This window comes from Undibacterium sp. Ji50W, assembly GCF_049340445.1.
Classification (GTDB): domain Bacteria; phylum Pseudomonadota; class Gammaproteobacteria; order Burkholderiales; family Burkholderiaceae_D; genus Undibacterium.
Genome location: NZ_JBMPOX010000001.1, coordinates 1,121,754 through 1,142,425, shown reverse-complemented (window position 1 = coordinate 1,142,425; position 20,672 = coordinate 1,121,754). Strand labels below are relative to the sequence as shown.

Sequence of the window (20,672 nt, the reverse complement as noted above, 5' to 3'; positions counted from 1 at the left end):
GAATGATGTGGTATTTCAACTGGATATTGGGAATAGGCTTGGCGCTGGCATTTGGTATCATTAATGTCATGTGGCTGGAAGCGAACTATGCTTTTGGCGACCGCGACGAAGCACAGACCAAAGAACGCTTCGAACAGGCGCGACAAACGTATAAAGAAGGCAGGGAGGGCAAACGTGATGCTTGAGGCTGGCTCTGTTAGAATAACGGGTTAGCCTGAAGGGGTGGTGCAGGTGGTTCATATGCCTGTTTTTTGTCCTTACCCCCAGTCTCTTTCATTTTTGTCGCATAGAATGCGCAATTACTCCTATTACAGCCATGCAAATTTCAAAAAATACTATTGTCAGCCTGAATTACGCCATGTTTAACGCCGAAGGCGCACTCATAGACCAGAACCAGCAACCCATTCTTTACCTGCATGGTGGATATGACAGTATCCTGCCTGCGGTGGAGGCTGCGCTGGAAGGTAAGGCTGCAGGCGACAAGGTGTCCGTGACCCTGGCGCCGGAAGACGGTTTTGGTGAAATTGATCCCGGTTTTGTGCGTGAAGAAGACATCAGCGCATTTCCACCGGATATCGAAGTTGGCATGATGTTTGAAACACGTGACCCTGAAACTGAAGAAACCATGCAGTTTCGCGTGACGGTCATCGACGCGGGTATCGTGACGGTGGATGGTAATCACCCCCTGGCTGGCATGACCATCCGTTTTGAAGCAGAAGTTATCGAAGTACGTGAAGCCAGCGATGAAGAAATCGTGCATGGCCATGCGCACGGCGAACACGGCCACCATCACTGATCTGTATTGGTGGGGCTTCGGGTGCAGACCCGCTGAGGAGGGAAGGTTTTCTCTCCTTGTTCCTCTTTAATGACGGCAGGTCTGCTGTAGCAATGTCAGTCCAAATGCAAGCCAAGAGTGTGTATGAAAGACTATTATTTTGTTCTCGGCATCGCCAGTAATGCGAATCTGGCCGACGTTAAAAAAGCCTTTCGTCAAAAGGCTGCAGAGTTCCATCCGGATCGAAACGATTCGGAACTGGCACCAGAAAAATTCCATGCCGTAAAAGAAGCTTACGATGTCTTGTCGGATGAGGCAGCCCGTGCCGCCTACGATGAAAACAGGCGACGTAACTTGCTGGATTCGCCACTGGAAACGGCGGGCGAAATCTGGAAAAATTATTTATCAGGAGTATTGCAGTGAAATTGTCGCGTTTTTTTGAAGACCTGATGTCGGTATACAAGGCCGAGTTGGAAGACCTGAAATCCGATTCCGAGGGTAAAAATGTACTCAAGGCCAGGTTGCGCGAAAAGGCAGAACAACTGCCCATGTTATTGCCGATGATGGCCAGCAACCCTGAAATGCTGGCAGTGGCTTTTCATGAGGGTTTCATTTTCATGAACCCACTGGCGCTGGAAGCCTTGTCTGCCAAGGAAGAAAATAAATTGCCTTCATGGAAGAGCCTGTCGGCGGCAGTCAAGCTGGAACCCTGGGCTGAACCCCTGAGTCGTATTGTCTTGAAAGACCCGGCTGGTGAGGCGTTCCTGGTGATTGCGGCAGGGCTGGAATACCTGAATCGCAGCCAGCAGACACGTAAGTTGGGCGCCAGTGAAGCGCAGGACGATGAGGATGAAGACAAGGAAGCCAACGAGGCCAATGAAGAATTGAAGGAAAGTGGCGACCTGGATGGCCAGTATGGCCGTCATGGCAGGGATGATGGCGACGACGGTGATGACTACGACTTGGGTGAAGCCGGTGCCGACTGGCTGGCGGAACAAGGCTTTGATCGTAAAGAATAAGGAGTATTGATGAATTATCCCGCATTAATCGAAGCACAGAGCCTGGTCAAGGCTGGCGACATCGCCGGCGCTGAACACGCATTGGCAAACCTGGCCGAAACCGAGGGCGACAAAGCGCTAGTGGCGGCACTGGATGAATTTCCGGCCAAGGATTTGCTGGCCATCATCCGTGAATATGATGCATCCAAGGAATCGTTGGTGAATTTGCTGGTCACGCCGGAACAGTTTGCCCAGGCGGTGGTGTTGGAACGTCGCTATGGCGACCAGACGCATGAACAATTGCGCGGCATGATCAATTCCGTCATTTTCCGTGAAGGTGCTGATCCGGCAGAATTCTTGTATGAAATCGCTGAAGTCGATGGTGGTTATGATGCCCTGGTTGATTATCTGCTGGACCGCACGCAGATGGTCGAACATTTCTATCGCTATGCCACGTTTGATCTGTATGAGTATGGCGACGAATCCAAAACCCGTGCGCTGGATGATGATTTGCTGAATCTGACCCGCGATACCGAAAGCCTGGCGTCACCATTGGATATGGCCAACCTGGAAGATCGTGACTGGATGCAGGTTACCTATATCCTGCGCTATGAATTGCCGGAGATTTTCCGGGAAGTGCTGATGAAGTTGCGTGCCCGATATAAAGCCTATCAAGCCAGCCTGGCACAGGAGGAGCTGGAAGCCATTGAGGGTGTGGAAGAAGAGCAGGAAGAGCGTCCCAAAAATAATGATGACGGCGATGACAAGGATGATGACGAAGAGTCTGCCCTGTAATCACTGATTCTGTATCTCATTCAGATGCCGGGCGTGCGTGGCTGTGCCCGGCGGTCGTTTTGCCTTCATCCTGGAATCATCTGAATACCCATGTCTGAAAACACTTTCGAAATTGCGCTGCTGGATAATCGCCCGTTCTTTGAATCGGCATTGCGTTATGGCGTGCAAAAAGCCATTATCAGCTCTACAAAAATTGCGGCAATAGAAGCAGAAGCACCCAAGGGTATGGTGCAGATTGCCGAGGCTTTTGGCAGCAAATACCTGCGCCCTGAAATTGAAGCAGCCCGCAAGCGCATCGTCAATCTGGCCAGTTTGTACCTGATAGAAACCAGCAAGGGTGACCTGGAACTGGCGGCGAAGATGATACGTGACAACACCTTTTTGACGCTGTCGCGCGGTGGTTCCGGTTTGCTGAAGAGCTTGTTCGCCTTACCTGAATATGCCTTGCTGGGGCGCGAAGCCAAGGGCAAGGTTGAGGATTTTCTGGAAGCCTGGTCGCTCAAAGAAAAGCCGCTGGAATACAGGAATACGCTAGAACACCGGCAAATGAATGCACTGGAAATCGAGGCGGGTTACTGGTTTGGTGAAATACTGGGCCTGTCCGCCAGTTATTTGAAGGCAGAAGATGTGGAGGCGGTATCGGTAATCCGTACCGCCTTGTTGCTGCAGATGTTTGGCAAGCCGGATGCGAGCTTGCAGAATCAGGTGGAATTTGCAGGCCTGGTTGATTCCATCCGTAGCTACACAGCAGCCAAACTGAAAAAAGCCTGGTCTGCAGTTGATCTGGCGGATGTGCCTGAAAAATTTCACGCTATTGTTGAGCGTGTGCAGGCTGAGATCAAATCCCACGACCTGCCACGCCTGCAAGATAAAACGGCCTCACTGGACAAGCTGGTGTTTGAACTCAAGGATCGCTATTACCTGCGCGATCATGAAGTGGAAGACACATCAGAATACGATGCCCTGGTATCCAAGGAATGGACCAGGCTGACCAAGGGTAAAACCGATATCGATTCGCTGTTTACCCTGTTTATTTGCATTGTGGGTGGCATCACACCCAAAACAACATTGCCTGAAAAGACGGCAAAAAGCCTGGTGAAAAAATTCCGCGACGAGGGGTTTCAGCCAGAACTGGCGACGGACTGGATTAAGACTGCTGCCCCCCATGAAAAACAGGAAGGTTTGCTGGAAGACTGGAATAATTTCGTGGAAGAAGCGGGCAATTATTTGCTGGATGACTGGGATACCAATTACACCGGGGCAATGCGCTTCCTGGATGCGAATTGCCATATTGCGAAGCCGGCAAAGAAATAAACTTGCAGCCATTCAGAGTTGAATGGCTGCACACGTCTCAAACCAATTACAAACTGAGCTCCAATACCTGACGGCTGACATCCAGCGTCACGTCGCGCTTCTCACCCAGGCTGACCATGCGATGGGTTTCCAGTGCGGACAGGATCGGTGCAATGTCATTGCTGCCTAGCTGGTAGTCGCTGAGACGGGTTTTGACACCCATTTGTTCGAAAAAATCTTGCATGCGGCTGATGGCCGTTTCTATGCGGCTGTCTTCATCGCCATCATGCAGGCCCCAGATGCGTTCGCCAAATTGCAGTAACTTTGCCCGTTTGCCTTCCTTGCGCACGCGCAGCATGCTAGGCAGGACGATGGCCAGGGTTTGTGCATGGTCGATGTTATGCAGGGCCGTCAGTTCATGGCCTATCATGTGGGTCGCCCAGTCTTGCGGTACGCCAGTGGAAATCAGACCATTCAGGGCCATGGTGGCACACCACATGAGATTGGCGCGCACATCATAATCTTGCGGATTGGCCAGGGCTTTCGGGCCTTCCTCGATCAGGGTTAGCAGCAGGCCTTCGGCAAATCTGTCCTGCACCGGTGAGTTGACTGGATAGGTCAGATACTGTTCCATGATATGGACAAAGGCATCGACCGCACCATTGCCGATCTGGCGTACAGGCAGGGTATAAGTGGTGGCCGGGTCCAGTACAGAAAACTGCGGGAAGCAGTGGCGGCTGGAGAAGGCCATTTTTGCCTTGATGGATTTGCGGGTAACAACACCGCCATTATTCATTTCCGAGCCTGTTGCCGGCAGGGTCAATACGCTGCCAAATGGCATCGCCCTGGTGATATTATTGCCGCGCTTTTCCAGGATGGCCCAGGGCTCGCCACCTTCAAACAGGGCTGCCGCCGCAATGAATTTGGTGCCATCAATGACGGAACCGCCGCCTACCGCCAGCAGGAAATCTATCTTGTTTTGCTTGATGACTTCGACTGCCTTCATCAGGGTTTCATAGCTGGGGTTGGGCTCTATGCCGGTAAATTCGGTGACTGCGCGCGTGCCCAGCGCTGTCATGACTTCATCGTACACACCATTTTGCTTGATACTGCCACCACCGTACAGCATCAGTACATGGGCTTCGGCAGGGATGACTTTATTCAGGTCGGCAATGCGGCCTTTGCCAAATAAAATCTGTGTCGGGTTGTAGAAATCAAAGTTCAGCATGTTCATTTCCTCCAGAAAGAAGACATCTTAGCGCAAATATAAAAAATAAACCGGTCGTTCTTTTTCATTGCGATAAAAACAGGAAAACGGTCGGTTTTTTATGAAAATCAGGTGCTTGCTGTTTGGCCAGGCGGGTTTTCCACTCGGTAGCGGTTCTGGTCTGCAGGGATTCTGTCTCCAGGCTAAGGTCGGTGGCGACGCAAATCAGGGTGGATGGCTGGCACTGGCTACTGAGTGCTTCCAGCATGGCCATATTGCGATACGGGGTTTCTATCAGTAACTGTGTCTGCTTTTCTTTTCGTGAACGGTCTTCCAGTTCCTTGATACGTTTTGCCCTGAGAGTGGCATCGGTGGGCAGATACCCGTGAAAAGCAAAGCTTTGGCCATTCAAACCGCTACCCATCAGGGCCAGCAACAACGATGAAGGGCCAACCAGCGGGCGCACGGTGATCTGGCGCTTATGGGCCAGCCTGACCAGATTGGCACCTGGGTCGGCCACCGCGGGCACCCCAGCTTCCGAGATCAGGCCCACATCATGCCCTTGCAGTAGCGGCTGCAACAGGCCTTCGAGTGCCTGTTCGGGGGTGTTGACGTTCAATTCTGAAATATGCATGTCCTGGATGCTGTGTCGTAAGGGGTGTTGCTGACCGAGGAACTTCAGATAGGCGCGGGTAGTTTTGGCATTTTCAGCCACAAAGTATTGCAACTGCGCACTGAATGCCTGCACGCTATCGGGAATGATGCTTGCCAGTAAATTGCCCTGTTGATTCTCATTGATGCCCAGGGTATTGGGGATAAGGTAGAGCGTGCCTGTCATGGTGTCTTAGTGGTTGTTGTTTTAAGTTTTACAGATTGAAGAAACGCACGCCAGCGTTTCTTAGCATGGTGGTCAATGCAATCAGGGGCAAACCGGTCAGGGCGGTCGGGTCTGCGCTTTGTATGCTTTCCAGGATGCTGATGCCCAGGGCTTCGTTTTTTGCGCTGCCGGCGCAATCATACGGTTGCTCTATGCGCAAATAGGCATCCAGCTCAGCATCGCTCAGATCGCGGAATCGTACGGTAGTGGCAATGTCTTCGAGCTGCAGACGAACTGCAGCATCCTGGCGTGTGTCAAGTACACACAGCGCGGTATGAAAGATCACTTCACGGCCACGCATCAACTGCAATTGTCGTAAGGCATTTTCATGGTTGCCAGGTTTGCCAATTTGCAAATCATCCAGGGTGGCGACCTGGTCCGAGCCTATGATGATGGCTTCGCCGTGGTTGGCGGCGATGGCTTCGGCTTTCTGGCGTGCCAGGCGCAGGGCGGTCTGTACCGGGCTTTCGCCATCGAACGGTGTTTCATCCAGGTCTGGTGCTATACTTTCGAACTTGAGTTGCAGCCTGCCTAATAATTCACGGCGATAGGCTGAGCTGGAGGCCAGAATGAGCCGGGCTGTTTGCTGGGTTATTTGCATTTTTGGACATATCTGCCAGGTTTTGCGCATGAAAATCATGAAAAATTAGCGCAAATTATGGCAATGCTTTGACTAAGAAGGTGTAATCCTGTTATTATCGCAGGTTTTCTGGGTTCAAATAATCCTATGCAAGCATTTGTGATCGACGCTTTCACGTTTTCTCGGCTTGAAGAGCAGCGTTCGGGAAGGTTTTTGGTTACAGATTTGCACCGTCTGTCAGAAGAGAGTGCAAACGCCGAAGGCGGCTTGGACTGGACTCTGCAAGGTGGCAAGGACCAGCTGGGGCATGCGCAGTTGCAATTGACTGTGAGTGGCTCGGTGCAGTTGTTGTGTCAGCGTTGCCTGACGCCGCTGGCATTTGAAATTGACTCTGAATCCGTATTGATACTCGCCAAAAACGAAGAAAATGCCGATGAAATAGACGCATTGCTTGATGATGACGAGGTCGATGTTGTAGTAGGTAGCAAGACGTTCGATATCAAGGATTTGATAGAGGATGAGGCGCTACTGGCAATACCCCAATCGCCCAAACATGCAGTATGCCCGGATCAACCGTTGGCTTCAGCAAGTACTACTGCAGCGATTGAAGCAGAAGTCGGTAAAAAAGCATCACCTTTTGCTGTGCTGAAGAAAATTAATGGGCGTACCTAGTGGCATTATTCTGAAAAAACACTCAGGTCGAAGTATTGTTAGGGATTCTTGGCTGGTGATGTTTGCACTCTCCAGTTAAGTGTGTTAAATTTTTAGAAACATTTTTTGAAGTATTAGGAGTTATCATGGCAGTTCAGCAAAACAAAAAGTCCCCATCCAAGCGTGGCATGCACCGTTCCCACGATTTCCTGGTTGCACCGCAACTGGGTATCGAGCCAACGACTGGTGAAACACATCTGCGTCACCACATCAGCCCTAACGGCTTTTATCGTGGTCGTAAAGTATTGAAAACCAAGAACGACGAGTAATACCTGTTCTTGGTAAAAAAAGCGGCGTGACGAGTCCTGGACTTGGCGCCGCTTTTTTTCGTTAACCTGGATTTTGCCTGTACCGTGCCGAAATAATTTTTGCGCAAGTTCTATGATGGAATGGTGCGGGTGATTTCTTGAAATGTTGAGATAATTCCGCATTTGAAAAATTAATTCGGGATGATTTCAGTCTCGGTTTGATACACTAGCTGTTTCGGATTGAAGTTTCGTATCACTACATGACAATTAAAATTTCCATAGACTGCATGGGCGGAGATCATGGCCCGGCAGTTACCGTGGCAGCGGCAGTGGCGTTTGCCAACCGCGAGCCCGATGTTGAATTTCTTCTGGTAGGGACTGAGGCTGTCATTCAGGCTGAACTGAAGAAGTGTCACGCCAGCAATCATGCGCGGCTGAAAATCATCAATGCCACCGAAGTGGTAGAGATGGATGACCCGATTGAAGTTGCCTTGCGTCGCAAGAAAGATTCTTCCATGCGCGTGGCCATCAACCAGGTGAAGGAAGGTCATGCGCAGGCCTGCGTGTCCGCCGGCAATACCGGCGCCTTGATGGCAGTGTCGCGCTATGTGCTGAAAACCATGCCGGGCGTTGATCGTCCTGCCATCTGCAGTATTTTGCCGAATCAGAAAAATTTACCCACCTACATGCTCGACCTAGGCGCGAATGTGGATTGCGAGCCCTTGCATTTGCATCAGTTCGCCATCATGGGTTCTGCCCTGGTGTCAGCACTGGAAGGCAAGGACAAGCCCAGCATAGGTTTGCTGAATGTTGGCGAAGAAGACATGAAGGGCAATGACATGGTCAAGAAAACGGCGCAATTGCTGCGTGCCGATCATGAGCGTGGCATCTTGAATTTCTACGGCAATGTCGAAGGCAATGACATCTTCGAAGGCACCACCGATATCGTCGTCTGTGATGGTTTTGTCGGCAATGTGACGCTGAAGGCTGCCGAGGGCATGGGGCGCTTTGTCAAAACCACCCTGACGTCGTCGTTCAAGAGCAATCCCCTGAATATGCTGGGTGCCTTGCTGGCACGTGGGGCACTGAAATCCATTTCGCGCACCATGAATCCATCCAATTATAATGGCGGCAGTCTGCTGGGCCTGCGTGGCCTGGTCTTCAAAAGCCATGGCAGTGCAGACAAATATAGTTATGAATGGGCAATACAGCGCGCATTTGATGCCGCAAAAAATGATGTATTGTCCCGAATCGCGACCACAATGGCAAAATTGATGCCCATTGCAGATGTTGATGCAGTCGCTCCGGACAACAACGAACTCTTGGTGCAAAAAACCGCATGACTTTTTTTAGCAAAATTATCGGTACCGGCAGCTATCTGCCGCCCAAAAAAGTAAGTAATCAGGAATTGACCGACCAACTGGCGGCAAAGGGTATAGAAACCTCGGATGAATGGATATTCTCGCGCAGCGGTATTTCATTCCGTCACTATGCCGAGCCGACGGTAACTTCCAGTGACCTGGCGGTAGAAGCCGCAAAGAATGCACTGGAGGCTGCGAAAATGCAGCCGAATGATATCGACCTGATCATACTGGCGACATCGACGCCGGATTTTCTGGGTGGCTTTCCCAGTACCGCTTGCGTAGTACAGAACAAGCTGGGCATTAACAATGGCGCAGCTGCCATGGATGTGCAGGCGGTTTGTAGCGGCTTCATCTATGCGATGTCGGTGGCTGACAGCATGATCAAGTCTGGCAGCCATAAAAATGTGCTGGTTATCGGCGCTGAAGTATTTTCCAAGATACTGAATTTTGAAGACCGCACTACCTGCGTGCTATTTGGTGATGGTGCTGGCGCGATCATCATGTCGCGTTCTGATGAACCAGGTGTGCTGGCAACCAAGCTGCATGCAGATGGCAGCCATGCCAATATTTTGTGTGTGCCTGGTAATGTACAAAGCGGGATAGTGGCTGGCAGTGCCTTCCTGTACATGGATGGCCCGGCGGTATTCAAGCTGGCTGTGTCCGTACTGGAAAAAGTGGCGAATGAAGCCCTGGAAATTGCTGGCCTGAAAACGGATCAGATCGACTGGCTGATACCGCACCAGGCGAATATACGCATCATGCAGAGTACTGCAAAAAAAATGCGTATGCCTATGGATAAAATGGTGGTGACTGTCGATCAACATGGCAATACCTCGGCAGCATCCATACCGCTGGCGTTGGACCTGGCGGTGTGTGATGGTCGGGTGCAGCCTGGACATACCGTGTTGCTTGAAGGTGTGGGTGGTGGCTTTACCTGGGGTGCGGCCATCGTCAGGATGTAATCAGTAGTAATGCAGCAGTGGCGCAATAGTAGTGCAGTGGTAGCGCGCAAATAATAAACAAACAGAGATATATAGATAGATATGACGCAATTTGCATTTGTCTTTCCCGGTCAGGGCTCACAGGCCATCGGCATGTTGAACGGCTTTGCCGACAATGCCGTTGTCCAGCAAACCGTTGCTGAGGCATCTGATGCCCTGCAGCTTGACCTGGGCAAAATGATCAATGAAGGCCCCAAAGAGGCGCTGGACCTGACTACCAATACCCAGCCAGTCATGCTGACTGCTGCCGTTGCCTGTTACCGTGCATGGATAGCTGCTGGTGGCCCGATACCAAAAATGGTCGCTGGCCATAGCCTGGGTGAATATTCTGCCCTGGTGGCTGCAGGCGTTATCACTTTTGCTGATGCCGTGCCCATGGTGCGTTTCCGTGCGCAATCCATGCAGGACGCGGTTCCTGTCGGGCAGGGCGGTATGGCTGCCATCCTTGGTTTGTCGGATGAAGATGTCAAGCTGGCCTGCGCTGAAGCAGTGTCTGGCACGCCAGGTGAAGTGGTTGAAGCCGTCAATTTCAATGCGCCTGCGCAAGTAGTGATTGCCGGCAGCAAGGCAGCCGTTGAGCGTGCCTGTGAAATTGCCAAGGCCAAAGGTGCCAAGCGCGCCTTGTCTTTGCCGGTATCTGCCCCTTTCCATTCATCCCTGCTGAAGCCGGCATCGGATAAATTGCGCGATTACCTGGCAGGTATCAACTTTTCTGCGCCGGCCATTCCACTGATTAACAACGTGGACGTGACCGTACTAAGCGCGCCAGAGTCTATCCGTGATGCACTGGTAAGGCAGGCGGCCAGCCCGGTACGCTGGGTGGAAACCATTAATAAAATGCATGCTGATGGTATCAGCCATGTCATAGAATGCGGTCCCGGCAAGGTATTGACCGGCCTGACCAAGCGCATTCAGGCAGAGTTGATCGGCGATGCGGTATTTGATCAGTCAAGTTTGGATAAAGTATTGGAAATCTTGAAATGACACAACAATTGGAAAATCAGATTGCCCTGGTGACCGGGGCTTCACGCGGCATAGGCCGTGCCATTGCAGTCGGTTTGGCAAAGGCAGGTGCGAAAGTCATCGGTACCGCAACATCGGAAGCCGGTGCTGCTGCCATTACCGCTTATCTGGAAGAAGTTGCTCCAGGAGCAGGCAGGGGCGTGGTATTCAATGTCAATGAGGTGGAGCGCAGCGCCAGCCTGGTAGAAGAAATCCAGAAAGAATTTGGTGGCCTGTCCATTTTGGTGAATAACGCCGGTATTACCCAGGATCAACTGGCCATGCGCATGAAAGAGGAAGAGTGGGATAATGTCATTTCCACCAACCTGAGCTCGGTTGCCCGTCTTTCGCGTGCCGTACTGCGTGGCATGATGAAGGCCAAGGGCGGCCGCATCATTAATATTACTTCCGTCGTAGGTTCTTCTGGTAACCCCGGGCAAATGAACTATGCTGCTGCCAAGGCTGGTGTGGCTGGCATGAGTCGTGCATTGGCCAGGGAAATTGGCAGCCGTAATATTACTGTTAATTGTATTGCACCCGGTTTTATTGATACAGATATGACCCGGGCCCTGACTGATGAACAAAAAGCCGCGATTTTGCAGCAAATTCCGCTTGCAAAACTGGGGCGTCCGGAAGATATTGCAGCTGCGACGGTGTTTTTGGCATCCCCAGATGCTGGATATATTACCGGTACAACACTGCATGTGAATGGTGGGATGTACTTGGCGTAATCATTTTGTTGATTTTTATCAGTGACTTCGACGAAAATAACAGGAGTTATTGCTGAAAATCAGGGGCTTGCTTTTTTTGCTCACAAACCTGCTAAAATGCGCGCACTTTCTGTAGGCCCTTATTTTTTTGAATTTTTCACTGGAGACACACATGTCCGATATCGAACAACGCGTTAAGAAAATCGTCGCTGAACAACTGGGCGTCGCTGAAGCTGACATCAAAATCGAATCCTCTTTCGTGGACGATTTGGGTGCAGATTCTTTGGACACAGTTGAATTGGTGATGGCACTCGAAGACGAATTCGAAATGGAAATCCCTGACGAACAAGCTGAGAAAATCACTACTGTTCAACAAGCGATTGACTACGCTAAAGCCCATCTCAAGGCCTAATAGTCGAATTTTTTCAAATCCAGGAGAAGCGCTTGAGTCGTTCGCTTAAACGTCGAGTCGTCGTTACCGGGCTCGGTTGTATTTCGCCAGTCGGCAATACTATTGCAGATGCTTGGGGTGCCATTACTGCGGGGCAGTCTGGAATCGCCACGATTACCAAGTTTGATGCAACTCCCTTCACCACGCATTTTGCCGGTGAAGTGAAAGGCTTCAATGTCGAAGACTACATGCCGGCAAAAGAAGCGCGCAACATGGATACGTTCATCCACTACGGCATCGCCGCAGGGGCGCAGGCTTTTATGGATAGCGGTCTGACCGTTACCGAAGAAAATGCAGAACGTATCGGCGTGATTGTCGGTTCTGGTATTGGTGGTCTGCCTTTGATTGAGGCAACCAAAGAAACCTTGATAGAGCGTGGACCACGCCGTATCAGCCCGTTCTTTGTGCCTGCTTCCATCATCAACATGATTTCCGGCCATCTTTCCATCAAATATGGTTTGAAGGGCCCGAATCTGGCAATCGTCACGGCATGTACGACAGGCTTGCACTGCATCGGTTCTGCTGCGCGCATGATCGTCTACGGTGATGCGGATGTCATGATCGCAGGTGGTGCGGAATCAACGATTTCGCCGCTGGGTTTGGGCGGCTTTGCTTCGGCACGTGCGCTCTCGACCAGAAACGATGATCCAGCTACCTCTTCCCGACCATGGGATAAGGACCGTGACGGTTTTGTCCTCGGTGAAGGTGCTGGCGTCATGGTGCTGGAAGAGTATGAGCATGCCAAGGCACGTGGCGCGAAAATCTATGCTGAAGTCATAGGTTTTGGCATGAGCGGTGATGCTTACCACATCACTTCGCCGACCATGGATGGCCCACGCCGCAGCATGATCAATGCGATGAAAGATGCTGGCATCAATCCTGAGCAAATCGCTTACCTGAACGCGCATGGTACATCGACGCAGATAGGTGATCAAAACGAAACCGACGCGATCAAGGCAACCTTTGCTGATCACGCCTACAAAATCACCGTGAATTCGACCAAGTCGATGACTGGTCATTTGCTGGGTGGCGCCGGTGGGCTGGAGTCCGTGTTTACGGTGCTGGCCCTGCACAATCAGCTATCACCACCGACGATCAACATCGTCAATCAAGACCCTGAGTGCGATCTCGATTACTGTGCCAATACGGCACGTGATATGAAGATCGACTATGCAATGAAAAATTCGTTCGGCTTCGGTGGAACGAATGGTACTTTGATATTTGCAAAAGCCTGATTCGGAAAAGAATCAATCCTGGCACTTCGTTTCTGTTTGAAATGAAGTGCCATTTTTTTTGCCCCTATGTCTATCGCACTGTTTGCTGAAATCCGGCCTTCACGCATCCTGCTTGCTGCATTATCGGGCATGGCAGGCCTGGCGCTGGCCAGCCTGAGTCTGGTGATCTGGCAGTCGGATATGCCCGTGGCTGCGAAAGCCTTGCTGTGGATGATTGCTGCGGGCCTGATCGTGCTTCAGTTGTACCGCGGCTGGCGCAGGGAAAGACGGTTCTGCAGGCTGAGTATTGCAGACAGCGGTTCCATGATCTTGCGTGATCATGCCGGCGCTGGTCCTGATGCTGACCTGATGGTGACCTTGAGTCCCAAAAGCCGCCTGCTGCCGCAATTGCTGTCGATTTTTCTGATTGATGAGCAGGGGCGGGAACACAAATTGCTGATTTTGCCTGATTCTGTGGACCCTGTTGTTTTTCGTGCATTGAAAGTAAGCCTGATGTGGATTAGCCGGCACTATGTGAAATGAAATGTTACCTCTGTGAAGGAACTTTTAGCAATAATGAGTACTCTGACCGGGTATAAATCGCGTATGTTGACGTTAATAAAATGCATTTGCCGCTTTTGTACGCCGCATTTTGCGCATATAGGAATGAATGAGTGACGACAGAACGCGAAATTGATCAGCTATTGGTTGAGCGCGTCCAGCGTGGTGACAAAAAAGCATTCGAGCTTCTGGTTTCCAAATACCAAAGGAAATTAATGCGGCTCGTGTCCCGGCTCGTCTATGACCATGCCGAAGCGGAAGATGTAGTGCAGGAAGCGTTTATCAAGGCATACCGTGCCTTACCGAATTTTCGTGGCGAGTCCGCGTTTTACACCTGGCTGTACAGGATAGGTGTCAATACCGCGAAAAACCACCTGGTAACGCAGGGACGCCGGGCACCGACTTCTACGGATGCAGATGTCGATGAAGCAGAAGGTTTTGTGGATGCCGAAGGTTTGAGAGATATTAATACGCCCGAATCCATGCTTGCCAGCAAGCAGATCGCAGAAACGGTGAATAGCGCCATGCTGACCTTGCCGGAAGAATTGCGAAATGCCATCACCCTGCGTGAGATAGAAGGCTTGAGCTATGACGAAATCGCCGAGGTCATGCTGTGTCCGATAGGAACGGTACGCAGCAGGATATTCAGGGCAAGAGAGGCCATTGCAGAAAAATTGCGGCCCCTGTTAGGTACAACGCTGGAGCAGCGCTGGTAGACCAGGCTGGCACAGCACAAGGCAGTAAAAAACGAATTCAAAATAAGTGGTAAAAAGGTGAAAATTATGGACAAAAGCACAAATCAACATGAGAGCATTTCCGCCATGGCAGATGGCGAACTGAGTGATGCTCAACTGGATTCCTTGCTGGCGAGTTTGAATCAGGCTGAAAGCAAGGATGCCTGGGGAATTTATCATCAGATTGGTGATGTGTTGCGTTCTGAAGAGTTGGCTGTGAACTTTAGTGCCGATTTTTCCGAACGTCTGTCGGCAAGACTGGATGCAGAACCTGTCATCCTGGCCCCAAAGGCGCTGATAAAAAATGATAGTCCTGCAGATCGGAAGGAACAGAAGGGGCAGAAATTCCTGGGCTCTTATGTGGCTGTCGCCAGCGCTGCCGCAGCAGCGGTTTTTGCCTTTATTATGGTTCCGCAACTGTCGTTCATGCACAGCGGCCAGAACGCCGCTACCCAGGTCAGCAGCAAGTCTGCACCGGCTGGCAATGTGCAACTGGCTTCCCATGGCGACAGTGCGCCCATGTCTGCGCTGGCCGTGAACAGCAGCCAGAATTCGTCAGCCATGGAAAAAAATGCCCAGGCCAATGACAAGCTGGCAGCCGACATGCCGGACATGCTGCGTGACCCGCGTATCGATAGTTATTTGCAGGCACATCAGCGTTTTTCACCCTCATTGAATAACGCTACCCAATACGTCACCCGTGCCAACGCAGTCTCAGCTGCTTCGGAAAAATAAGCATGATGTGCGTATGGCGTTTTAAGATCGTGATGGCGGGATCCGCCTGCCTGCTGGGCGCATTGATGGTACCGGCGGCAGCGCAAGACTCGACGGAAGACAGGCGTGAAGTGCATAGCGTTTTGCGAAAGATGCAGGCCTCTGCGCAGAAGCTGAATTACTCGGGCACCTTTGTCTACCAGCAAGCCAATCAGATTCGTACTTCCAGAATCACCCATGTGCTTGACGCCCGCAATGAACTGGAAAAGCTGGAAATCCTGGATGGCCAACCGCGCGAATATGTGCGGAAAAATGATGAAGTCATGTGTTACTTGCCAGAAAGTAAGACGTTGCAGGTAGAAAAAAATGTCACGCAAGAAGTCTTTCCTGCCTTGCTGACCTCCAATGCGCATGCGCTCCCCGATTCTTACTCGATCAAAAAAGCCGAGCTCAGTCGCGTTGCCGGCATTGACTGCCAGACGTATTCACTGGAGCCGCGTGATGCTTCCCGTTATGGCTATCGCCTGTGCGTAGAGCGTGATTCTGGCTTGTTGTTGCGTGCACAAACACTGAATCCAAAGAATGAAGTGATAGAGCAGATTGCCTTCACCCAATTGACGATAGGCGATATCGATAAACAGAGGGTCAAGCCGACTTTTCAAAATACTGCACAATGGCAGGTTGAAAATCTGACGGTGCAGTCCAATATTAATTCTGGCTGGGTAGTGAAATCCTTGCCAGCGGGATTCAGGAAGATTCGTGAAATGAAACGTCTGATACCTGCATCTGCCACTGCCAAAAGCAGTGATGCAAATGCAGCAAAAGCACATCAGGTCATACAAATGATTTTTTCAGACGGGCTGGCGGCAATTTCCGTTTTTATTGAACCAGATAGTGATAATCGCACGGAAGGCAGTCTGCAGCAGGGCGCCATGACCATCATGGGCAAGCGTCATGCTGAATACTGGCTGACCGTGGTGGGTGAGGTACCTGCAAGCGCAATCCGGCAAGTAATGAACTCGATTGAATTTAAACCTAGATAAGCGAATGACACCATGAGAGTGAACAAACTTTTTCCAATAGAAAAAATTGCTTCCACACTGGTACTGAGTGCCTGCGTGGGTTTGGTCGTACCAACAGCAATCAATGCCAATCCGGTTGCATTGGCAGCCCCGGTAGTGGGCTTGCCTGACTTTACTGAACTGGTGGAAAAATCCGGCCCGGCCGTGGTGAACATCAGGACAACAGAAAAAGTCCCTACCGGCCAGAATGCAAACGGTCTGGATGATGACCAGATGCAGGAATTTTTCCGCCGCTTCTTTGGCGTGCCTGTACCTACACCGGCACCTGCACCGAAAGCGCAGCCAACCCCAAAAAATCGCAAGCAGACACCACAGGCGCAGGAAGAAGAAGTACCGCGCGGCGTCGGGTCCGGCTTCATCATCTCGCAGGATGGTTTCGTATTGACGAATGCCCATGTGGTTGAGGGCGCTTCCGAAGTGTATGTGAAGCTGACCGATAAACGTGAATTCAAGGCCAAGGTGATTGGTGCCGATCGTCGCACGGATGTTGCAGTCTTGAAAATTGATGGCAGCAAACTGCCGCGCGTTACCATCGGTGATTCCGACAAGATCAAGGCTGGTGAATGGGTGATTGCCATCGGTTCACCATTTGACCTCGACAATACCGTCACTGCCGGCATTATTTCTGCCAAAGCACGTGATACTGGCGATTACCTGCCGCTAATACAGACTGACGTGGCGGTCAATCCTGGTAATTCTGGTGGCCCGCTGATCAATATGCGCGGTGAAGTCATCGGTGTGAATTCCCAGATTTATAGCCGTTCCGGCGGCTACATGGGTATCTCGTTTGCGATCCCGATTGACGAAGCCATGCGCGTGGTCGAGCAACTGAAATCTGCCGGTAAAGTAGTGCGCGGCTACCTTGGCGTAGAACGTATCGATGTACCGAAAGAAGTGGCAGAAGGCCTTGGCCTGGCAAAAGCGCAAGGTGCACTGATACAGCGTGTTATGCCTGGTTCGCCCGCCGAGAAGGCTGGTGTTGAAGTCGGTGACGTGATCCAGAAGGTAAATGGTACTGTTATCGAAAAAGCCGTTGATTTGAACCGTGTGGTCGGTGATATCAAACCTGGTGGCAAGGCGACAGTGACAGTCTGGCGCAAAGGTGGTGCAAAAGATATCGTGATCACGGTAGCTGAAGCCGATGCCGAAAAAGCACCTGCAGCCAAAACCGGCAAGCAAAAAACCGAACCTGCTGCCAATGTATTTGGCCTGACTGTGGCTGACCTGAGTGACGCGCAAAAACGTGAATCCCAAGTCAGTGGTGGCGTCATCCTGGAAAATGTGGATGGCGGCGCTGCCCGGGCCGGTTTGCAGGCGGGTGACATCATTACCCGCGTGAATAATTCCGACGTCAAGGATCTGAAGGAATTTACCGCGGTGATGGCTAAAGTTGACGCCAAGAAAGCCGTACTGTTGCTGGTGAAGCGTGGCGAAGTATCCAAGTTTGTCGCCGTACGTCCCACCGCGCAATAAACCAGTCTGATAGTCTAGTAGGCTGATAGCAAGAAAGGCCACCTGAGCAGGTGGCCTTTTTTATTTGGTAGCGATTTGGTAGCACTGATCGCAGCGACTTATAATACAGGTGTAGTGACGCAAATGTGATTGCGGATAACCTGATCGGCAAGATGATGATTCAATTTACCTTATATTCCCGCAGCTATTGCCATCTGTGTGACGACATGCTGGAACAGTTGCAGGCTTACAGCCCGGAATACGGTTTCACCGTCAAAGTCGTCGATGTTGATCAGGACGACGAGTTGCTGGCCATGTACGATGAGCTGGTACCCGTCCTGGTAGGGCAAAAGCAAGGCTTGGAACAGCAGCGCATTTGCCATTATTTCTTGGACCCCGCAGCACTGAAAGCTTTTTTCTATGCATGACCTGACACCTGGTTTGTCCCTGTTTGATTACGAAGCTGAAGTGATTTGTGGTGTGGATGAAGCCGGACGTGGCCCGCTGGCGGGGCCGGTGATGGCTGCTGCCGTGATTCTTGACCCGCAACGCCCAATCCCGGGCTTGCGCGATTCCAAAAAACTCAGTGAAGCAAAGCGCGAGCTACTGGCAGTGGAAATCAAGCAGCATGCGCTGGCCTGGTGTATTGCCGAATGTTCGGAACAGGAAATTGATGAACTCAATATCCTGCAAGCCACCATGCTGGCCATGCGGCGTGCGGTTGAAGGATTGTCTGTCACACCGACGCTGGCCCTGATAGATGGCAATCGCTGCCCGGTCATGGCGATTCCTTCCGAAGCCATCGTCAAGGGCGATGACAAGGTCGCCGCCATATCGGCCGCATCCATACTCGCCAAAACCGCACGTGACCATGTTTTGATGCAATTGCATGAAACCTATCCCCAGTATGCACTGGACCAGCACAAGGGCTATCCGACAGCCTTGCATCTGGAACGCCTGCGCGAACATGGCGTATCACCGATACACAGAAAATCGTATGCGCCCGTGAAGGCATTGCTCAAATAAAAGCAGAATAAATGAAATCGATTACCTCCCGCGACAATCCTCTCTACAAGGAATACAAACATCTGGCCACCAGCGCGCAGGCCTTGCGCAAGGCGGGCCGTAGCCTGCTGGATGGTGTGCATTTGTGCCAGGCCTATTTCCAGCATCATGGTGTACCGCAGTGCTGCATCGTTGCCGAAGGCAGCCTGCATCATCCTGAAGTGGCCGCCATTCTGGCCAGCATAGAACAACGGGCGGTCCAGTGCATTTGCCTGCCAGACGTGCTGTACAAGGCTTTAAGCCAGGTTGAGCATGGTGTGGGCCTGATGTTTGTGATCGCTACACCGGCACCACAATTGCCGCCAGCATTGGCCGCATCTTCTGTCGTGCTGGATAACCTGCAAGACCCGGGCAACCTGGGTTCCATCCTGCGCAGCGCAGCCGGTGCCGGCATACGTAATGTGTTTTGCAGCCCGGGGACGGCATCTGCCTGGTCACCCAAGGTTATGCGGGCTGGCATGGGAGCCCATTTCCTGCTGAACATTTTTGAAAACGTGGATCTGGCTGAATTGCTGGGGAGTGCCAGCATTCCCGTATTGGCAACCAGCTCGCATACCAGCCTGAGCATTTACCAGACTGACCTTAGCAAGGATGTGGTCTGGCTGTTTGGTCATGAAGGGCAGGGGGTATCCCCTGATTTGATGGCTATGGCCAGCAAAACCGTCACCATTCCCCAGCAGGCGGCTATAGAGTCGCTGAACGTAGCAGCCAGTGCTGCCATCTGTTTTTTTGAGCAGGTCAGGCAGCAGCTTGGCAAGGCCGGTTAAGAATGTTGACTACTGACATCAATAAACCCGTATGTCAGACTTGATTTCCTGCAGTATCGTGGTGGATATTTCTTCAATAGACTTGGTTGTCGATGACAGCCAGCGTATGCCTTCGCGTTTCATCATCAATTCTGCTTCATTGACTTCATAGCGGCAATTTTCCAGTGATGCGTATTTGCTGCCGGGGCGGCGTTCGTTGCGGATTTCGGACAGTCTTTCAGGCGCAATGCTCAGTCCGAATATCTTGCCCTTGAATTCAGGTAGGGCAGAAGGCAGTCTGCCACGTTCAAAATCATCCGGTATCAGCGGGTAATTGGCTGCCTTGATGCCATATTGCATCGCCAGGTAAAGGCTGGTCGGTGTCTTGCCTGAACGCGAAACCCCGACCAGTATCACATCTGCCGTCGATAAATTCTTGTTTGACTGACCATCATCATGGGCCAGGGAAAAATTGATCGCCTCAATGCGGTTCTTATATTCTTCAGAATCGGCAATATTATGACTACGCCCTATGGTATGGGTGGATTTGATACCCAGTTCCTGCTCCAGCGGCGATACAAAAGTCTGTATCAGGTCCATATGCAGTCCCTTGGACTTGAATACCACGCCCGCCAGGTCGGTTTTTACCAGGGTGGAAAAAACGATGGGGCGGTTGCCATCGGCATTGAACGCGTCATTGATGCGACGTACTGCATCATGTGCTTTGTCCAGGGTATCAATAAAAGGCAGGCGGACCTGCTTGAATTTCTGGTCAAATTGCGTCAGCACGGAATGCCCGAAGGTTTCTGCCGTAATACCAGTACCGTCGGATACAAAGAAGACGGTACGGTTGGTGGCTGGCCTTGCTGGTTGGGGGGAGTCTGGCATGGTGATTTTGATATGGTTAATTAAATATATTTATAAAAGATGTTTGTACGGTTTTTGTAAGATTTTTTATATAAGTACAAACAAAAAACACAGCAAATTCTCATTTGCTTGAGAAATTCATGCAAGACACAATGTAAAATGCTGCAACAGCAGGTTCCAGGACGTGTTGAGATGTGTTTTTGGCATAGCTGGCGCGTCAACAGA

Annotated in this window: 26 protein-coding genes; 22 read left to right on the top strand and 4 right to left on the bottom strand. The window is 51.3% G+C overall.

Going from position 1 to position 20,672, the window contains the following annotated elements; all coding sequences use genetic code 11:
* Window positions 1-5: 5 nt before the first annotated feature.
* From cydX to ACO0K9_RS04850, 6 genes are all read left to right on the top strand, one after another.
* Window positions 6-185: a cytochrome bd-I oxidase subunit CydX gene (gene cydX / locus ACO0K9_RS04875; RefSeq protein WP_422982536.1), complete on the top strand. Its 180-nt coding sequence runs from the start codon at window positions 6-8 to the stop codon at window positions 183-185.
* Between the two features lie 131 nt (window positions 186-316).
* Window positions 317-796 carry an FKBP-type peptidyl-prolyl cis-trans isomerase gene (locus ACO0K9_RS04870; protein WP_422982304.1) on the top strand — a complete coding sequence of 160 codons (480 nt, stop codon included), beginning with the start codon at window positions 317-319 and terminating at the stop codon, window positions 794-796.
* A gap of 123 nt (window positions 797-919) precedes the next feature.
* Complete coding sequence (locus ACO0K9_RS04865; RefSeq protein ID WP_422982302.1) at window positions 920-1,198, top strand: DnaJ domain-containing protein; 279 nt, start codon at window positions 920-922, stop codon at window positions 1,196-1,198.
* Window positions 1,195-1,794: a hypothetical protein gene (locus ACO0K9_RS04860; protein ID WP_422982300.1), complete on the top strand. Its 600-nt coding sequence runs from the start codon at window positions 1,195-1,197 to the stop codon at window positions 1,792-1,794. The genes ACO0K9_RS04865 and ACO0K9_RS04860 overlap by 4 nt, the downstream gene beginning before the upstream one ends.
* A 9-nt stretch (window positions 1,795-1,803) precedes the next feature.
* Window positions 1,804-2,568: a hypothetical protein gene (locus ACO0K9_RS04855; RefSeq protein WP_422982298.1), complete on the top strand. Its 765-nt coding sequence runs from the start codon at window positions 1,804-1,806 to the stop codon at window positions 2,566-2,568.
* 90 nt (window positions 2,569-2,658) lie between these two features.
* A complete protein-coding gene (locus ACO0K9_RS04850; protein ID WP_422982296.1) occupies window positions 2,659-3,882 on the top strand; it encodes a hypothetical protein in 1,224 nt (407 codons plus the stop codon).
* Between the two features lie 46 nt (window positions 3,883-3,928).
* Here the strand turns inward: ACO0K9_RS04850 and ACO0K9_RS04845 are convergent, their stop codons facing one another.
* The 3 genes from ACO0K9_RS04845 to ACO0K9_RS04835 form a co-directional block, all read right to left on the bottom strand.
* Window positions 3,929-5,089, bottom strand: a complete 1,161-nt coding sequence (locus tag ACO0K9_RS04845) for an iron-containing alcohol dehydrogenase (protein ID WP_422982294.1) — start codon at window positions 5,087-5,089, stop codon at window positions 3,929-3,931.
* A gap of 64 nt (window positions 5,090-5,153) precedes the next feature.
* Window positions 5,154-5,906: an SAM-dependent methyltransferase gene (locus ACO0K9_RS04840; RefSeq protein WP_422982292.1), complete on the bottom strand. Its 753-nt coding sequence runs from the start codon at window positions 5,904-5,906 to the stop codon at window positions 5,154-5,156.
* A 28-nt stretch (window positions 5,907-5,934) separates the two neighbouring features.
* Window positions 5,935-6,546 (bottom strand): Maf family nucleotide pyrophosphatase, encoded by a 612-nt coding sequence (locus ACO0K9_RS04835; RefSeq protein WP_422982290.1) that lies wholly within the window; start codon window positions 6,544-6,546, stop codon window positions 5,935-5,937.
* A gap of 126 nt (window positions 6,547-6,672) precedes the next feature.
* Between ACO0K9_RS04835 and ACO0K9_RS04830 the strand changes: the two genes are divergently transcribed.
* The 16 genes from ACO0K9_RS04830 (at window position 6,673) to ACO0K9_RS04755 (ending at window position 19,601) form a co-directional block, all read left to right on the top strand.
* Window positions 6,673-7,197: a YceD family protein gene (locus ACO0K9_RS04830; protein ID WP_422982288.1), complete on the top strand. Its 525-nt coding sequence runs from the start codon at window positions 6,673-6,675 to the stop codon at window positions 7,195-7,197.
* A 125-nt stretch (window positions 7,198-7,322) separates the two neighbouring features.
* Window positions 7,323-7,505 (top strand): 50S ribosomal protein L32, encoded by a 183-nt coding sequence (gene rpmF / locus ACO0K9_RS04825; protein ID WP_008449924.1) that lies wholly within the window; start codon window positions 7,323-7,325, stop codon window positions 7,503-7,505.
* 239 nt (window positions 7,506-7,744) lie between these two features.
* Complete coding sequence (gene plsX / locus ACO0K9_RS04820; protein ID WP_422982285.1) at window positions 7,745-8,827, top strand: phosphate acyltransferase PlsX; 1,083 nt, start codon at window positions 7,745-7,747, stop codon at window positions 8,825-8,827.
* Window positions 8,824-9,810 (top strand): beta-ketoacyl-ACP synthase III, encoded by a 987-nt coding sequence (locus ACO0K9_RS04815; RefSeq protein ID WP_422982283.1) that lies wholly within the window; start codon window positions 8,824-8,826, stop codon window positions 9,808-9,810. The genes plsX and ACO0K9_RS04815 overlap by 4 nt, the downstream gene beginning before the upstream one ends.
* An 81-nt stretch (window positions 9,811-9,891) precedes the next feature.
* A complete protein-coding gene (gene fabD, locus ACO0K9_RS04810; RefSeq protein WP_422982281.1) occupies window positions 9,892-10,833 on the top strand; it encodes an ACP S-malonyltransferase in 942 nt (313 codons plus the stop codon).
* The gene (gene fabG, locus ACO0K9_RS04805; RefSeq protein WP_422982279.1) at window positions 10,830-11,582 is read left to right on the top strand and encodes a 3-oxoacyl-ACP reductase FabG; all 753 of its coding nucleotides are present in this window, start codon (window positions 10,830-10,832) and stop codon (window positions 11,580-11,582) included. The genes fabD and fabG overlap by 4 nt, the downstream gene beginning before the upstream one ends.
* A gap of 151 nt (window positions 11,583-11,733) precedes the next feature.
* Entirely contained in the window at window positions 11,734-11,973 is a 240-nt protein-coding gene (gene acpP, locus ACO0K9_RS04800; protein WP_110253556.1) for an acyl carrier protein, read from the top strand.
* A gap of 32 nt (window positions 11,974-12,005) precedes the next feature.
* Window positions 12,006-13,247 carry a beta-ketoacyl-ACP synthase II gene (gene fabF / locus ACO0K9_RS04795; protein ID WP_422982277.1) on the top strand — a complete coding sequence of 414 codons (1,242 nt, stop codon included), beginning with the start codon at window positions 12,006-12,008 and terminating at the stop codon, window positions 13,245-13,247.
* 66 nt (window positions 13,248-13,313) lie between these two features.
* Complete coding sequence (locus tag ACO0K9_RS04790) at window positions 13,314-13,769, top strand: protein YgfX (RefSeq protein ID WP_422982275.1); 456 nt, start codon at window positions 13,314-13,316, stop codon at window positions 13,767-13,769.
* Window positions 13,770-13,900: 131 nt separating this feature from the next.
* The gene (gene rpoE, locus ACO0K9_RS04785; RefSeq protein WP_422982273.1) at window positions 13,901-14,503 is read left to right on the top strand and encodes an RNA polymerase sigma factor RpoE; all 603 of its coding nucleotides are present in this window, start codon (window positions 13,901-13,903) and stop codon (window positions 14,501-14,503) included.
* Between the two features lie 66 nt (window positions 14,504-14,569).
* Complete coding sequence (locus ACO0K9_RS04780) at window positions 14,570-15,256, top strand: sigma-E factor negative regulatory protein (protein WP_422982271.1); 687 nt, start codon at window positions 14,570-14,572, stop codon at window positions 15,254-15,256.
* Between the two features lie 32 nt (window positions 15,257-15,288).
* Window positions 15,289-16,278, top strand: coding sequence for a MucB/RseB C-terminal domain-containing protein (locus ACO0K9_RS04775; RefSeq protein WP_422982269.1), 990 nt, complete (start codon window positions 15,289-15,291; stop codon window positions 16,276-16,278).
* A 12-nt stretch (window positions 16,279-16,290) separates the two neighbouring features.
* Entirely contained in the window at window positions 16,291-17,790 is a 1,500-nt protein-coding gene (locus ACO0K9_RS04770) for a DegQ family serine endoprotease (RefSeq protein WP_422982267.1), read from the top strand.
* A 155-nt stretch (window positions 17,791-17,945) separates the two neighbouring features.
* Window positions 17,946-18,197, top strand: coding sequence for a glutaredoxin family protein (locus tag ACO0K9_RS04765; protein WP_422982265.1), 252 nt, complete (start codon window positions 17,946-17,948; stop codon window positions 18,195-18,197).
* A complete protein-coding gene (gene rnhB / locus ACO0K9_RS04760; RefSeq protein WP_422982263.1) occupies window positions 18,190-18,795 on the top strand; it encodes a ribonuclease HII in 606 nt (201 codons plus the stop codon). The genes ACO0K9_RS04765 and rnhB overlap by 8 nt, the downstream gene beginning before the upstream one ends.
* Window positions 18,796-18,806: 11 nt before the next feature.
* A complete protein-coding gene (locus ACO0K9_RS04755; RefSeq protein WP_422982261.1) occupies window positions 18,807-19,601 on the top strand; it encodes a TrmH family RNA methyltransferase in 795 nt (264 codons plus the stop codon).
* An 18-nt stretch (window positions 19,602-19,619) separates the two neighbouring features.
* Here the strand turns inward: ACO0K9_RS04755 and ppsR are convergent, their stop codons facing one another.
* On the bottom strand, window positions 19,620-20,468 hold the full coding sequence (gene ppsR, locus ACO0K9_RS04750; protein ID WP_422982259.1) for a posphoenolpyruvate synthetase regulatory kinase/phosphorylase PpsR: 849 nt from the start codon (window positions 20,466-20,468) through the stop codon (window positions 19,620-19,622).
* Window positions 20,469-20,672 lie beyond the last annotated feature (204 nt).